The 15,334-nt window shown below is 65.6% G+C and carries 12 protein-coding genes; 5 read left to right on the top strand and 7 right to left on the bottom strand.

Going from position 1 to position 15,334, the window contains the following annotated elements; translation table 11 throughout:
• Nucleotides 1–815, bottom strand: an 815-nt coding sequence (locus ACTPOI_RS24490) for a DMT family transporter (protein ID WP_440113928.1), incomplete at its 3' end; no start/stop codon positions are given.
• A gap of 164 nt (nt 816–979) precedes the next feature.
• Here ACTPOI_RS24490 and ACTPOI_RS24495 point away from each other — a divergent pair.
• Together ACTPOI_RS24495 and ACTPOI_RS24500 are read left to right on the top strand one after the other, a co-directional pair.
• Nucleotides 980–1,963: a quinone oxidoreductase family protein gene (locus ACTPOI_RS24495; RefSeq protein WP_440113931.1), complete on the top strand. Its 984-nt coding sequence runs from the start codon at nt 980–982 to the stop codon at nt 1,961–1,963.
• Nucleotides 1,960–2,793 (top strand): NUDIX hydrolase, encoded by an 834-nt coding sequence (locus ACTPOI_RS24500; RefSeq protein ID WP_440113934.1) that lies wholly within the window; start codon nt 1,960–1,962, stop codon nt 2,791–2,793. Before ACTPOI_RS24495 ends, ACTPOI_RS24500 begins: the two co-directional genes overlap by 4 nt.
• Here ACTPOI_RS24500 and ACTPOI_RS24505 read toward each other — a convergent pair.
• Entirely contained in the window at nt 2,747–3,787 is a 1,041-nt protein-coding gene (locus tag ACTPOI_RS24505; protein ID WP_440113937.1) for an NAD(P)H-binding protein, read from the bottom strand. The genes ACTPOI_RS24500 and ACTPOI_RS24505 overlap by 47 nt on opposite strands.
• A gap of 118 nt (nt 3,788–3,905) precedes the next feature.
• On the opposite strand from ACTPOI_RS24505, the gene ACTPOI_RS24510 reads away from it, so the two are divergent.
• Together ACTPOI_RS24510 and ACTPOI_RS24515 are read left to right on the top strand one after the other, a co-directional pair.
• Complete coding sequence (locus ACTPOI_RS24510; protein WP_440113940.1) at nt 3,906–4,835, top strand: LysR family transcriptional regulator; 930 nt, start codon at nt 3,906–3,908, stop codon at nt 4,833–4,835.
• Between the two features lie 192 nt (nt 4,836–5,027).
• Nucleotides 5,028–6,515, top strand: coding sequence for a flagellin N-terminal helical domain-containing protein (locus tag ACTPOI_RS24515; protein WP_440113944.1), 1,488 nt, complete (start codon nt 5,028–5,030; stop codon nt 6,513–6,515).
• A 67-nt stretch (nt 6,516–6,582) separates the two neighbouring features.
• Here ACTPOI_RS24515 and ACTPOI_RS24520 read toward each other — a convergent pair whose 3' ends face one another.
• The 4 genes from ACTPOI_RS24520 to ACTPOI_RS24535 all read right to left on the bottom strand — a co-directional run bounded on the left by ACTPOI_RS24520 (nt 6,583) and on the right by ACTPOI_RS24535 (nt 13,148).
• The gene (locus ACTPOI_RS24520; RefSeq protein ID WP_094285367.1) at nt 6,583–8,238 is read right to left on the bottom strand and encodes a Na/Pi cotransporter family protein; all 1,656 of its coding nucleotides are present in this window, start codon (nt 8,236–8,238) and stop codon (nt 6,583–6,585) included.
• Nucleotides 8,239–8,591: 353 nt separating this feature from the next.
• Complete coding sequence (gene lspA, locus ACTPOI_RS24525; protein WP_252657615.1) at nt 8,592–9,110, bottom strand: signal peptidase II; 519 nt, start codon at nt 9,108–9,110, stop codon at nt 8,592–8,594.
• Entirely contained in the window at nt 9,110–11,989 is a 2,880-nt protein-coding gene (gene ileS / locus ACTPOI_RS24530) for an isoleucine--tRNA ligase (RefSeq protein ID WP_440113949.1), read from the bottom strand. Before ileS ends, lspA begins: the two co-directional genes overlap by 1 nt.
• A gap of 109 nt (nt 11,990–12,098) precedes the next feature.
• On the bottom strand, nt 12,099–13,148 hold the full coding sequence (locus ACTPOI_RS24535; RefSeq protein ID WP_440113952.1) for a bifunctional riboflavin kinase/FAD synthetase: 1,050 nt from the start codon (nt 13,146–13,148) through the stop codon (nt 12,099–12,101).
• A gap of 257 nt (nt 13,149–13,405) precedes the next feature.
• Between ACTPOI_RS24535 and ACTPOI_RS24540 the strand changes: the two genes are divergently transcribed.
• The gene (locus tag ACTPOI_RS24540; protein ID WP_094285371.1) at nt 13,406–13,963 is read left to right on the top strand and encodes an HNH endonuclease; all 558 of its coding nucleotides are present in this window, start codon (nt 13,406–13,408) and stop codon (nt 13,961–13,963) included.
• 56 nt (nt 13,964–14,019) lie between these two features.
• Here the strand turns inward: ACTPOI_RS24540 and ACTPOI_RS24545 are convergent, their stop codons facing one another.
• Nucleotides 14,020–15,330: a tetratricopeptide repeat protein gene (locus ACTPOI_RS24545; RefSeq protein WP_440113955.1), complete on the bottom strand. Its 1,311-nt coding sequence runs from the start codon at nt 15,328–15,330 to the stop codon at nt 14,020–14,022.
• Nucleotides 15,331–15,334: the final 4 nt, after the last annotated feature.

The raw sequence follows: 15,334 nt of genomic DNA on the forward strand, positions 1-15,334 counted from the left end.
GCGGCCGACAGCAGCCCGGCAAACAGGGGCGTGAGGTTGACAAAAAAGCCCGCCACCGCAGGCCCCGCCCGCTGCACGCCCACACCCCAGCAGCGGTAGGCCAGCACCGCAGGGCCCACGGCAATGAAGGCCAGCGCGGCCACCAGCGGCCAGCCCCAGGTGGTGTGCGCGTGGCCGGTGGCCCATTCGGCCCCGGCAAAACTGCCCGACCAGGCCAGGCCGAACACCATCTGTGCCATCAGGAAGGCCGCCCAGTCGCCCCGGATGCTGCCCGGCTCGCTGGTGCGCGCCAGCAGCCAGCTGTAGAACGCCCACGAGATGGTGGCCAGCAGCATGAACAGATCGCCCGGCACCAGGCGGAACGCGAGCAGCTGCGCCCATTCGCCCCGGCTCAGCACCAGCAGCACGCCACACACCGACAGCAGCGCACCCACCACCTGGCGCCGCGTCACGGCCGCGCCAAAAAACAGTGCTCCCACGGCCAGCATCCACACCGGCATGCTCGAACCCACCAGCGTTGCGTTGATGGGCGTGGACGTCTGCAGCGCCATGTACTGCAGCGCGTTGTACAGGCCAATGCCCAGCAGCCCCAGCAGCGCATAGCGGCGCCAGTGCGGCCACAGCGGGCTGTTTTTGCGCAGCACACCATGCGCCAGCGGCAGCAGGATGAAGAAGGCCAGCACCCAGCGGATGAAATTGAGGGCGGCGGGGGAAATCAGGTCATGCACCAGCCGCCCCGTGACGGCGTTGCCAGCCCACAGCAGGGGCGGAATCACCAGCAGCACGGCCGTGCCGGGTGTGAGTTTGTGAGTCATGGGGCTGCACTGTAACGGTGCATGCCGTGCCCCGCTGGCGGAAGGCCACAAGGCCCCAGGCCGCCATCGGCGCTGCTGCCACACGCGGCACGCCCGCATGAATCGTGGCAGGATGGCCGCCGTTCTCACCCCCATTTCCCGTTTGTTTGAGGAGACCGTTTGCCATGAGCCTTGCCGTCCAGATCCGCCAGCACGGCGGCCCCGAAGAACTCCAGGTGGTTGATGTGACCGTGGGCAACCCCGGCCCCGGCGAAGTCCGCATCCGCCACCACGCCATCGGCCTGAACTTCATCGACGTGTACCACCGCACCGGCCTGTACCCGCTCACTATGCCCGCCACCATTGGCATGGAAGGCGCAGGCGTGATCGAGGCCGTTGGCGAGGGCGTCACACACCTGCAGGTGGGCGACCGCGCCGCCTATGCCAGCAATCCGCCGGGCGCCTATTGCGAGGTGCGCGTGATGCCCGCCAAGTGCGTGTGCAAGCTGCCAGACGCCATCAGCTTCGAGACCGGTGCGGCCATGATGCTCAAGGGCCTGACGGCGCAGTACCTGCTGAAAAAGACACGCCCGGTGGAAGGGCTGGAGCCCGGCGATTTTGTGCTGTTCCACGCAGCCGCCGGTGGCGTGGGCCTGATCGCCAGCCAGTGGGCCAAGGCCCTGGGCCTGCAGCTCATCGGCACGGCGGGGTCGGATGCCAAGTGCCAGCTGGCCCTGGCCAACGGTGCGGCGCACGCGATCAACTATCAGCAAGAGGACTTCGCGGCGCGTGTGAAAGAGATCACCGGCGGCAAGGGCGTGAAGGTGGTTTATGACTCGGTGGGCAAGGACACCTGGGACAAGTCGCTGGAGTGCCTGCGGCCCTTCGGCCTGATGGCCAGCTTCGGCAATGCCTCCGGCCCCGTGCCGCCGTTTGCGCCGGGCAGTCTGGGCGCCAAGGGCTCGCTCTACGTCACGCGGCAGACGCTGTTCACCCACATCGCCACACGCGAAGCCACACAGACCATGGCCGACGACCTGTTCGCCGTGGTGGCCAGCGGGCAGGTGAAGATCCACATCGACCAGCGCTACCCGCTGGCCGAGGTGCAGCAGGCGCACCGGGATCTGGAGGCGCGCAAGACCACGGGCTGCACCATCCTCACGCTGTGAGCGCCCGCGTGCAGAACCCCTCGTTCGAGCACTGGCTGGCGGGCGCACGCGCGTCGGCGCAGCAACCCCCGAAGCTGCCGCGCCAGCCGTTGCTGGTGGCCGGGCAGGTGGTGGGGTCGGTGGCGGAGGATTTTCTGAACAAAATCGGCCTCTACCGCCTGCTGGATAAGCGCTTTAAGCTATCAAATAGTGAGCATTCTGGTGCGCCTGCCTGGCACCTGGATGTGCCGACGGGCGCGGCCACGGAGGCGCTCAACACCCTGGCTGCGGCTCTGCGTGATGCAGACCTGTGTGGCCCTTGGCGCAACGAGCAACTGGCCGTGTGCAACCCCGCCGGTGAGGTGGTGGCCACGGTGGAGCGTGGCGCCGTGCGGGTGCTGGGCATCACCACCCGCGCTGTGCACCTGGTGGGCCTGGCCCCCGACGGCCGCATGTGGGTGCAAAAGCGCTCCATGACCAAACCCAACAACCCCGGCCTCTGGGACACGCTGATGGGCGGCATGGTCTCTGCCGCCGATTCGCTGCCCCAGGCCCTGGCGCGCGAGACCTGGGAAGAGGCTGGCCTGCGGGTGGAGGCCTTGCACGGCCTGCGCCACGGCGGTCATGTGGATTTCAGCCGCCCGAGCCGCGAGGGCGGCGGCGCGGGCTACATGCACGAGCGCATCGACTGGTTCTGCGCCCAGGTTCCCGAGGGCATGGAGCCCAGCAACCAGGATGGCGAGGTCGAGCGTTTTGACCTGCTGCCGCTGGAAGGTCTGCGCACGCAGGTGGCCCAGGGCCTGTTCACGCTGGAAGCTGGCCTGGTGATTGCGGGCTACCTGGGGCAGTGAGCCGCTCTGTGGGCAGGCAGCCCAGCCCCTGCAGCGTGGCCTGCACCGCCACATCCAGCGGGGTGTGGGGCTCGCTGCCCAGCACCGCCAGCAGGCGGTCGTTGGCCATGCGCACGGGCTGCTGCCACAGGTAGCGCATTTCGCGCAGCTCGCGCAAGGTCGCCACAAACGGCGATGCCAGCGTGACCAGCCACCACGGAAACGCCTGCACCCGGGGCGCCGCACCGCCGCTGCGCACCACGGCGCGGCAGATGGCATCAGCCATCTGCGTGCCGTCGGCATCCCAGTGCCCGGCCATGTGGAAAGGCGCAAACGCGGGCAGCTCGGCGCGCCGCTCCAGCAGCAGCACCATGGTGCGCGCCACATCGGGCAGGTAAGACCACTGGTGGCCCACGCCGGGGCGGCCGGGCTGCTTGACGCTGGCCACGGGCTGGCCCGGTTGCACCAGGCCCTGGGCAAACCAGCTGTTGCCCACCTGGGGGCCAAAGTAGTCGCCCGCCCGCACGATGATCACGCGGCAGGTGCCCGGGCCCAGCGGGTGGGGCTGGGTGGCCTGCTGGAGGCGGCGCTCCAGCTCTACACGCACGGTGCCCTTGCGGGTGTGGGGCTGTTGCGGTGCATCCTCGCGCAGCACCGGGAAGGCATCGGGCCCATAGTTGTAGACCGTGCCGGGCAGCACCACCGTGGCCCCGGTGGCTGCGGCCGCCGCAATGGTGTTGTCGATCATCGGCAGCACCAGCTCGCCCCAGCGCCGGTAGCCGGGTGGGTTGACCGCGTGCACGATCACGTCGCAGCCTGCGGCAGCGGCCACCACGTCCTCACGCCGCATCGCGTCGCCACGCACCCAGGTCATGCCGTCGCGCTGCTCGCGGGCCTGCGCCACACCCCGGTGCAGCGCATGCACCTCCCACCCCCGGTCGCGCAGCTGGCGCGCCACCTCGCCGCCAATGCCGCCGGTGGCGCCCAGAACCAGAACCTTGTTGCCTTGTGCCATGAAACTGCTCCTTGTGTGGCCGTGGATGTGGCCGTTGCCGTGTTGATGGGTGCCAGTGTGGAGCGCGGCCCGTCAAAAAGAAATTGCTGAAAATAGAGGTGAGGCTATACATTTATGTATGACTCAACCCTCTGCAGAATCGATTGGCTGGGAGCTGTACCGCTCCTACCTGGGGGTGCTCAGCGAAGGTTCGCTGTCGGGCGCCGCCCGGGCTCTGGGCGTGACCCAGCCCACGGTGGGCCGCCACATCGCCGCACTGGAGCACGCCCTGGGGCTCACCCTGTTCACCCGTTCGCAGCAGGGTCTGCTGCCTACCGAGGCCGCGCTGGAGCTGCACCCCTACGCCCAGGCCATGCAGCATTCGGCCGCCGCCCTGGCACGGGCGGCCAGCGGCCATGGCGAGGGCGTGCGCGGCACCGTGCGTGTCACGGCCAGTGAGGTGATTGGCGTCGAGGTGCTGCCCCCGCTGCTGGCCCAGTTGCAGGCCCGGCACCCCGGGCTGACGGTGGAGCTGGCACTGAGCAACCGCGTGCAAGACTTGCTCCACCGCGAGGCCGACATCGCCATCCGCATGACCGAACCCCGCCAGGAGGCGCTCATCGCCCGCCGCGTGGGCGTGGTGGCACTGGGCCTGCACGCCCATGCCAGCTACCTGCAGGCGCAGGGCACACCCACGTCGCTGGCCGACCTGGCGCACCACCGGCTGATCGGTTTTGACCAGGAAACCCCGTTCATCCGCGCCGCCCGCAAGGCGCTGCCCCCGTGGCGCCGCGAAGGTTTTGCCCTGCGCAGCGACAGCGACCTGGCCCAGCTGGCACTGATCCGCGCGGGCGGCGGCATTGGCATATGCCAGGTGGAACTGGCGCGGCGCACGCCGCAGCTGGTGCGGGTGCTGCCACAGCAGTTCAATGCCGCGCTGGACACCTGGGTGGTGATGCACGAAGACCTGCGCAACAGCCCGCGCTGCAGGCATACGTTTGATGCTTTGGTGGCGGGGCTGCTGCAGTACACGGGGCTGGCGGAGGAGGGGGTGGGTGTGGTGGCCTGACAGCTTTTTCTCTGCGGGGCCCACGTACCAAGGCCCCGTATTTCGCGAGATGCGGGGGCCGGGGATACCCGCAGCGCCGCGAAAAGCGCCTCAAGTTCGCTCTGGCCTGGCCGAAACATGGTCAAGCGCTGCCTGTGCCGCGCCACGCAACAAAACGAAAACTCTAGCGAGCGGACCGGGCGGGCAATCGACATGGCTTCAACAATCAATACCAACGTGTCATCGCTGACGGCCCAGCGCAACCTGGGCATGAGCCAGACCTCGCTGAACACCTCCATCCAGCGCCTGTCGTCGGGTCTGCGCATCAACAGTGCCAAGGACGATGCTGCTGGTTTGGCCATTTCCGAGCGTTTCACCAGCCAGATCCGGGGTCTGAACCAGGCGGTGCGCAATGCCAACGACGGTATCTCGCTGGCGCAGACGGCGGAAGGCGCACTCAAGGCTTCTGGCGACATCCTGCAGCGGGTGCGCGAGTTGGCCGTGCAGTCGGCCAATGCGTCCAACAGCGCTGGCGACCGCCAAGCCCTGCAACAGGAAGTGGGCCAGCTGGTGTCCGAACTGGACCGCATTTCGCAAACCACGGAATTCAATGGCTCCAAGCTGCTGGACGGCACGTTCGGGACGCAACAGTTCCAGGTGGGTGCCAATGCCAACCAGACCATCGTGGCGGCCACGGGCAACCTGCGCACCAGTGTGTACGGAAACAATCAAAATCTGGCTGCCAACGGCGCAGGCTTTGGGGCGGTGGGCACGAGTTTGATAAGTGCCAGTGTCAATGGCGTGACATCCGGTGCGGTATCCATCAGCGGCTACTTGGGCACAGGCACACTTTCCGTGGCCTCGCAAGCAACAGCAAAGGCCACGGCCGATCAAATCAATGCGCTCAAGTCCACCACCGGAGTTACCGCTACGGCGCGCACGGAGGTGCGTATGTCAGGTATGGCCGCAGTGGGCTCCTATACCTATTTCATCGAGGGTGACAACGTGGGGTCGCCACGTACGGTCTCATTTACGTTGACGTCGGCCACGGGGACTGACCGATTGTCAGCGGCGGTATCGGCCATCAATGATCAATCGGCCAAAACCGGCATCAATGCAGCCCTTAGTGCGGATGGAACCCAGGTGATTTTGACGAACACCACGGGCAATAACATCACTGTGGGTGAAAGTTCCGCAGACAACGCGGGCAACACCAGCGTGCAGGCCTACAACGCTGCCGGAGTTGCATTTGGTGCAACAGAAACAATGATTACCCCAGGTGTCGATTGGAAGGTGACTACCGGTGGTTACATCACGCTGGACTCGGAAAAATCCTTCGCCATCACCTCGGCCAGCAATCAGCTCACCAGCGCAGGATCCACGCTGCAGACGGTCGCCAATCTGGATGTCACCACGTTCGCCAATGCCACCAACGCGCTCAAGACCGTGGATTCGGCCCTGGCCTTTATCAACAGCGAACGCGCCAAGCTCGGTGCCCTGCAGTCGCGCTTCGAAACCTCGATCAGCAACCTGCAGGTGACGTCGGAAAACCTGTCGGCCTCACGCAGCCGCATCCTCGACGCCGACTTTGCGGCAGAAACGGCCAACCTCTCGCGTTCACAGATCCTGCAGCAGGCCGGAACGGCCATGGTGGCGCAAGCAAACCAGCTGCCGCAGGGTGTGCTGGCTCTGCTGCGTTAGAGCGCTGGCGCGGCCTTGCTGCCCGCCATGTGCGGCGGGTGTTGGCCGCTGTACTGCCTCTCTTCTCTCAGCCCTGGTCCACCATCGTCTTGAGTCGGCTGGGCGCCAGCGCCCCGGCCGATTCGAGGATGGGGTAGGCCACCGAGCACAGCAGCGAGTTGATGCGCTTGAGTTCGCTGATCAGGTCGATGTGCAGCGAACTGGTCTCGATGCTGGGCACCGTGTTGTCCGACAGGCGCGCCAGATGGGTGGCCGAGTACGCATGCTCCAGGTCGCGGAATCGTGCTTTTTCCTCCAGCAGCTTTTGCGCATCGCGTACGCTGCCGTTCAAGAACACGCTCATCGCCAGCCGCAAGTTGTCGATCAGGCGCGCGTGCAGCTCGTTGATCTCTTCCATGCCCGCCTCGGAAAACTGGCGGCCCTTCTTGATCTTCTTGTCCTCGATGTCGATCAGCACCCGCTCGATGATGTCGCCGATCTGCTCCATATTGATCGTGAAGCTGATGATGTCGGCCCAGCGTCGGCCCTCGCGCTCGTCCAGGGCTTCGCGCGAGATCTTGGTCATGTAGTACTTGATGGCTGAGTACAGCCCGTCCACCTCGTCGTCGAGCTTGCGCAGGTCTTCGGCCAGTTGCAGGTCGTCGGTCTGGATCACCTTCTGCAGACCGAGCAGCATGGACTCGACCACATCCGCCTGGTGCAGCGCTTCGCGCGCTGCGCAGGAGATGGCCAGCGAGGGCGTGGCCAGGGCCGAAGGGTCCAGGTGCTGGGGCCGGGTGCCAGCGGCGGCCTGGGTTTTTTCGGTGGGCAGCAGCCGCTGCACAGTGCGTGCCACGGTGCCAGTGAGGCCAATGCAGACAATGCCCACGACCACGTTGAACGCCAGGTGGAACAGCACCACCAGTGCGGCGGTTTCCGGCACATAGGGTCGCACATGCTGCAGCCACAGTCCGGTCAGCGGCGTCATGATGATGACGCCAATGATTTTGAAGAACAGGTTGCCCAGCGGCACCTGGCGCGTCTGCACATTGGCCTTCATGGTGGTCAGCACGGCCAGCACGCCGCTGCCCAGGTTGGCGCCCAGTACCAGGCCTAGGGCCACGTCGGCGGGAATACCGCCCGAGCCCGCCAGAGCCGCCGTGAGCAGCACCGTGGCCAGGCTCGAATAGGCCACGATGGCCAGCACTGCACCGGTGAAAATCTCCAGCAGCAGGTCGCTGGTGAGGGCCCCCAGCAGCGTGCGCACGGTGGGCGACTGGGTGAGCACGGTGGTGGATTCGGTGATGAGCCGCAGCGCGAGCAGCATCAGCCCCAGGCCGATGAGCACGCGGCCCACGCGGCCCACGGCCGTGTCCTTGCGCGAGATGAACAGCACCACGCCCACAAAGATGAACAGCGGTGAGAGCCACGACAGGTCCATCGAGAACACCACCGCCATCACGCTGGTGCCCACGTCGGCCCCCAGCATCACGGCCAGCGCGGCAGGCAGGCCCACCAGGCCCTGGCCCACAAAAGACGACACGATGAGTGCGGTGGCCGTGCTGGACTGCACCACGGCCGTCACGCCGATGCCTGACAAGACCGCCGTGAACCGGCTGCTGACGCTGTGCGCAATGAGCTGCCGCAGGTTGGCGCCGAAGACCCGCAGAATGCCGGTGCGCACCAGGTGGGTGCCCCAGATCAGCAGCGCCACGGCTGCCAGGAGATTGAGGAGATGCTTCATGAAAACCCGTTGTTTCTTCTTCTTGTGACCTGCGCAGACTTCTGCCCGGCTCCCTCGGAGCCGGTGCTGCGTTCATGACTCCATTGTGCGGCGCGTAGACGCGGTTGCGGTGCCCCGTTGGCCCGTGCGGCTGTCGGTCCCCACGCAACATGCAAGAACTGCACACGCTGGTTTGTCACAAAACTGACATATAAGCATACTCCTGATTCCATAGCGTCGGCGCAGATGTCCATGCTGGGACAGGGGGGCGTTGTATTGGCACGCCCGCAGTGCAGTGGCGCAAAACAAGAGCAGAAACAAGACGGCCCGCGTGCTGCGGGCCGTGGTGTGTGTGCCGGGTTGGGGGCCCGGCGTCAGCGCTCGCGCCGCATCCGCAGCAACTCGTCCAGAATCAGGCAGACCGCGCCCACGCTGATGGCCATGTCCGCCAGATTGAAGGCCGGGAAATGCCCGCCGTGGAAGATGCCGGAGAGGAAGTCCCAGTGGAAGTCCAGGAAATCCACCACGTAGCCGTGCATCAGGCGGTCCACCACGTTGCCCACCGCGCCGCCCAGGATGCTGGCGAGCGAGAAGCAGAACAGCTTTTGCCCGGGGTGCGCGCGCAGCTGCCACACGATGAAGACCGTGGCCACTGCGCCGATGCCTGTGAACAGCCAGCGCTGCCAGCCCCCGGCATTGGCCAGAAACGAGAACGCCGCGCCCGTGTTGTGCGCCCGCACGATGTTGAAGAAGCCGGTGATGACCGTGGAGTCGCCCAGCTGGTAGTGGTTCAGGATCAGTGTCTTGGTGATCTGGTCGGCCACCATCAGGAACGCGGCCCACGCCAGCCAGACCCAGATGCGCGGGCCGTTGCGTGCGGTGGTGCTCGCCATCACGCGTGGGCCCGGCTCTCGCCGCTGCCGAACAGGTTGCTGGTGCAGCGGCCGCAGATGGTGGGATGCGCGGCATCGCTGCCCACGTCACTACGGTAGTGCCAGCAGCGCTCGCATTTGGCGTCAGAACTGGGGTTCACGCGGATCTGTAGCTCGCTTCCAGCTATTAATTCGATAGCGGATGTGATGAATACAAACTTCAGGTCGTCGCCCAGGCTGGCCAGCAGCGCGTGGTCTTCGGGAGCTGCCGTCAGCGAAACGGTGGCCTGCAGGGATGAGCCCACCTTGCCATCGGCGCGCAGGGTTTCGATCTCCTTGTTCACCGCATCGCGGATCTCGCGGATGCGCGACCACTTGGCCAGCAGGCCTTCGTCGGCACCGGCACCCACGCCTGCCACGTTGCCGTAGGTCTCCAGGAAGATGGAGTCGGAATTGCCGAACACCTTCCAGGCCTCTTCTGCCGTGAACGACAGAAACGGTGCCATCCAGCGCAGCATGGCGTGCGTGATGTTGTAGAGCGCGGTCTGCGCGCTGCGGCGGGCCAGGCTCTTGGGCGTCGTGGTGTAGAGGCGGTCCTTGAGCACGTCCAGGTAGAAGCCGCCCAGGTCTTCCGAGCAGTACAGCTGCAGCTTGGCGACCACAGGGTGGAACTCATACACCTTGTAGTGCGCCAGCACTTCGGCCTGGAACTCGGACGCGCGGGTGAGCGCGTAGCGGTCGATCTCCAGCATCTGGTCAAACGGCACGGCATCCTTGGCCGGGTCGAAGTCGCTCACGTTGGCCAGCAGGAAGCGCAGCGTGTTGCGGATGCGGCGGTAGGCGTCCACCACGCGCGCCAGGATCTTCTCATCGCCCGCGATGTCGCCCGAGTAGTCGCTGGCGGCCACCCACAGGCGGATGATTTCGGCGCCCAGCTTCTTGTTGATCTCCTGCGGGTCGATGCCGTTGCCCAGCGACTTGCTCATCTTGCGGCCCTGGCTGTCCACAGTGAAGCCGTGGGTCAGCAGGCCGCGATACGGCGCGCGGCCTTCCAGCGCCGAGGCCAGCAGCAGCGAGCTGTGGAACCAGCCGCGGTGCTGGTCATGGCCTTCGAGGTACAGGTCGGCCTCGGGGCCGGTGTCGTGGTGCACCTCGGGGTGCGTGCCGCGCAGCACATGGCTGAAGGTCGAGCCGGAGTCGAACCACACTTCGAGGATGTCGGTGCTCTTGGTGTAGTGGGGCGCGTCAGCCGCACCCAGGATTTCTTCGGTCGTCACGCGGCTCCAGGCCTCGATACCGCCCTTTTCGACGATGTCTGCGGCCTGGTCCATGATTTCCATGGTCCGCGGGTGCAGTTCGCCCGAATCCTTGTGCAGGAAGAACGGGATGGGCACGCCCCAGCTGCGCTGGCGCGAGATGCACCAGTCCGGCCGTCCGGCAATCATGTCGTGCAGGCGGGCCTTGCCGTTCTCGGGGTAGAAGCTGGTGTGCTCGATCGCATCGAGCGCGATCTGGCGCAGCGTCTTGGCGGGCTTCATGCCAGGCTTTGTGAACACGCCTTCGCCTTCGTCCATGCGAATGAACCACTGCGCGGCGGCGCGGTAGATCACCGGCGTCTTGTGGCGCCAGCAGTGCGGGTAGCTGTGTGTGATGTCCTTGGTGGTCATCAGGCGGCCCGCGTTGCGCAGGGCCTCGATGATGACGGGTACAGCCTTCCAGATGTGCTGGCCGCCAAACAGCGGGAAGTCGGCCGCATAGGTGCCGTTGCCCTGCACGGGGTTCAGGATCTCATCCAGCGCCATGCCGTGTGCGCGGCAGGAGTTGAAGTCTTCCAGGCCGTAGGCGGGCGAGGAGTGCACGATACCCGTGCCGTCATCGGCCGTGGCGTAGTCGGCCAGGTACACGGGCGACAGACGGCGGTAGCCAAAGCTTCCGTCTTCGCTGGCCACGTCGTACAGCGGGTGCTCAAATTCCAGCCCGCCCAGGTTCTTGCCCAAGGTGGTGGCCAGCACGCTGCCGGTGAGGCCGTAGCGCTCCAGGCACGAGGCCACCAGCGGCTCGGCCACGAGCAGGATGCGCTCGCCTGCGTCCACCAGCGCATAGCTGATCTCGGGGTTCAGGTTCAGCGCCTGGTTGGCAGGGATGGTCCAGGCGGTGGTGGTCCAGATGACCACAAACGCGTCCTTGGCCAGTGCGGGCAGCCCGAAGGCGGCGGCGAGCTTGGCTGGCTCATGCGATTTGAAGGCCACGTCCAGCGTGGTGCTCTTCTTGTCCTGGTACTCGATCTCGAACTCGGCCAGCGACGAGCCGCAGTCAAAGCACCAGTACACGGGCTTGAGGCCCCGGTACACAAAGCCGCGTTCCATCACGCGCTTGAAGGCGCGGATCTCGCCCGCCTCGTTGGCGGGGTTCATGGTCTTGTAGGGGTTGTCCCATTCGCCCAGAACGCCCAGGCGCTTGAAGTCCACCATCTGCTGCGCGATCTGCTCGGTGGCGAACGCGCGGCTCTTGGCCTGCATGTCGTCGCGGCTCAGGTTACGGCCGTGTTTCTTCTCGATGGCGTTCTCGATCGGCAGGCCGTGGCAGTCCCAGCCCGGCACGTACAGCGCGTCAAAGCCTTCGAGTTGGCGCGCCTTGGTGATCATGTCCTTGAGGATCTTGTTGACCGCATGGCCCATGTGGATCTGTCCGTTGGCATAGGGCGGGCCGTCATGCAGGATGAACTTGGGGGCTCCCCGGCGGGCGTCGCGCAGGCGCTTGTAGATGCCTTTGTCTTCCCAGTCCTTGACCCAGCCCGGCTCGCGCTTGGGCAGGTCGCCGCGCATGGGGAAGGGGGTATCGGGCAGGTTCAGGGTGCTGCGGTAATCCGTGGAGGGAGTGCTGGCGTTGTCGTCGGACATGAGGGAGCCTTAAAAACGGGGCATTCCGGGGCAGGGCCCGGAGCAAGAACGGGGTTGGAGCGCTAAAAATGACGGGCCCGTCAGGCGGGCGCTGCGAGAAGCAGCTCCCTCAAATTCGGTCGCGGGTGGTCTGGCGCCGGGTTTCGGTGTGGTTGGGTGCCTGGGCCGAGGCAAAGTAGGCACGCGCGTCGGCGCAGTCTTTGGCGATGCCCTTCGTCAGGGCGTCCAGACCGTCGTACTTCAGCTCGTCGTGCAGTTTGTGTAGCAGTTCCACGCGCACGATTTTACCGTACGCCCCCTCGGGCCCCAGATCGGCGGGCCACTGCAGGCAATGGGTTTCCAGCAGCACACGGCCGCCATTGACGTCGTTCGGGTCCAGCGAGGGGCGCACGCCCAGGTTGGCCACCCCCGGCAAAGGCTCGGCCGAGAGGCCATGCACAAGCACCGCAAAGATGCCGCTGGCGGCGGGTTTCCAGTGCGCGAACCGCAGGTTCAGGGTGCGAAAACCGTTGCCCGCACCGGCGGACGTGGCGCCCAGCTCGCGGCCCAGCTTGCGGCCATGCACCACATGGCCGCTGATGGTGTAGGGCCGCCCCAGCAGGCGGGCTGCTGCTTCCATGTCGCCTGCGGCCAGGGCCTGGCGCACGGCGGAACTCGATACCCGCAACCCATGCACCTCGTAGCTGTTCATGCGCGCTACGTCGAAGCCCTTGGCTTGCCCGGCGGCATCCAGCATGGCGTAGTCGCCCGCGCGCTGGCGGCCAAAGCGGAAATCGTCGCCCACCAGCACATAGCGGGCGCCCAGGCCGCGCACCAGTACCTCGTCGATGAAAGCGTCGGGCGATTGGGCGGCCAGCCGGGCGTCAAAAGGCAGCACCACGGTCTGCTGCACACCGCAGCGTGCCAGCTCGGTCAGCTTGTCGCGCAGCGTGCCCACGCGCGCGGGGGCGAGTTCCGGCTTGCTGTGAACCCCGGCAAAGTAGTCCCTCGGGTGCGGCTCGAACGTCAGCACGCAGCTTTCTACGCCCCGGTGCGCGGCCTCGCTGTTGAGCAGGGCCAGCATGGCCTGGTGGCCCCGGTGCACGCCATCGAAATTGCCGATGGTCAGCGCACAGGCATTGGCAATGCCAGGGTGGTGGAAGCCGCGAAAGATCTTCATCGGTTTGTTATCTTTTTGATAGCACCATGCGCAGGTCCATCAAGCGCAGGACGCCAATTTGTCATGAAAACGGAGTATATTGTGACCCACGGCTGGCCTCGCGCAGGGCTGCCCGCGAGACATCTGCGTTCAGAATCCTTTAGGACTTGCGCAAACCGGGATGCAACAACCGCCTTCTCCTTGGGGCGAACCGCTTGCCAGAGTCCTGTTTTGCGTAAGTCATGTCCTTGTGTACTTTGTGTTCCAGGAGGCGTGTTTTGAAGGTCTTGAAGCTGTCAGCCCAAGGGCTGCCCCAATCGTGGATTTCGCTTGAACAGGCGGTGATTCATTACGCCGCCGGGGAGGTGCGCTGGGAATCCGGCGGCCAGATCGCCCGGTTCCGGGGTGGGCACAACGCCATCACGGGTGAACAATCGGTGATTGCCATCAACAGCATCATCGGCACCAAGGGCGTGCCCAGCATCAACCCGTTCGATCTCAAGCCTAGCCTCACCAACAGCAAGCTCTTCGCTCGCGACCGCAATGTGTGCGCCTACTGCGGCGGCCACTTCCACGAGGAACACCTCACGCGCGAACACATCGTGCCCTTTGCCCGCAACGGGCAGGACCACTGGATGAACGTGGTGACGGCCTGCCGTCCCTGCAACCATCGCAAGGGCCCGCGCACACCCGAGCAGGCGCACATGCCGCTGCTGTACACGCCCTACGTGCCCAGCCTGTGGGAGGACTTCATCCTGCGCAACCGCCGCATCCTGGCGGATCAGATGGATTTTCTGATGGCGCATGTACCCAAGTCGTCACGCCTGCTGGCCTGACGCCCTGACACCCGGCTGGGCGCGGGGTGGTCAGGGATTTTTGAAGCGTGAAGGCCTCAGGCGGCCTTGCAGGCGGTCACTACGAACCCGTTCACGGGTTGGTGGTTTTCCTCGCGCAGTTCGGTGTCACGCACTTCCACCGAAGCAAAGCCTGCGGCTTTGCACAGGGCCTCGATGTGGCTGCGTTTGTGGGCGTAGCGGCCAGAGGGCTGTAGCACCAGGTCGGCGCCTTGCTCGGGTGCAGTCTCGAATGAAAAGACCATCATGCCGCCCGGCACCAGCACACGCAGAGCATTGGGAATTGCCTCGGTCACGTCACCGGCGTAGATGAACACGTCGAGCGCCGCGATCACCTGGTAGAGGCCATCGGGTGTCTCGCGCAGGGCATCGTGCAGGTTCACGGTGTGGAAACGGTCGTACACGTTGTGGCGCGCCGCCTGCTCGATCATCTTCATTGACGGGTCCACGCCCACCAGTGCGCCGTCCAGGCGGCCCAGGCACACACCCAGCAGGCCGGTGCCGCAACCCAGATCCAGCACATTGATTTTCTTTTCTGGGTGGCGCGCCAGGATCTGGTCACCCACCTGCTTGGGCAACTGGTACTTGAGGCCCCGCACCATGTGCAGGTCGTAGAACTCCGCCATGTTGTCAAACATCGGGCGTGTCAGCTCAGCAGGTTGCTGCCTGGGTGTTTCGCCGCGCGCGAGCTGTGCGTAGTACTGATAGACCACGTCGTCCGGCGCCAGATTCAGCAGGGCTGCGGTGTCTTGTTCTGCTTCGGCGGGCTTGCCGGCAGCAATGCAGGCCTGCACACGTCCAATCAGGGCCTGGGAATCCTGAGGGCTCTCTGCGACGAGTGCGCTCCACACTGCCAGGGACTCCGCGTGCTGACCCTGGCCGCTCAGGTCGGCGGCCAGCAGGCGCCGAAGCATCACGTCGCCGGGTACCAGTTCCAGGCCTCGACGAAGGTGGCGGATCGCCATTTCGGTATGGCCTGCACGGTGGGCAATGTCCACCACGCCGGCCAGAACCTGCAGGTTCTGCGGTTCGATCAGTGCAACCTTTTCAGCGGTTTCTACCGCCTCCTTGAACTGGTTCTGGCGGGCGAGCAACAGCGCCAGTTCCAGCAGGCCAGGGCCCCAGTCCGGGGCCAGCGACACCGACTTGCGCAGGGCTTCAAGCGCGCCCTTCACATTGCCAGCCTTTTCTGCCAACAGGCCACCCAGCATGAAAACGCGCGCGTCTTGCGGCCATTGGGCGTTGGCCTTGTTGAGCGTCTGAGCCGCATTCTTGAGGTCGCCCTGGGCAATTTGTTCGCGGGCCTTGGTCAGATATTGGAGATTGGGGTCGGTCGCTGTGGCGCTCATGGGG

It is taken from the genome of Acidovorax sp. BL-A-41-H1, assembly GCF_051942715.1.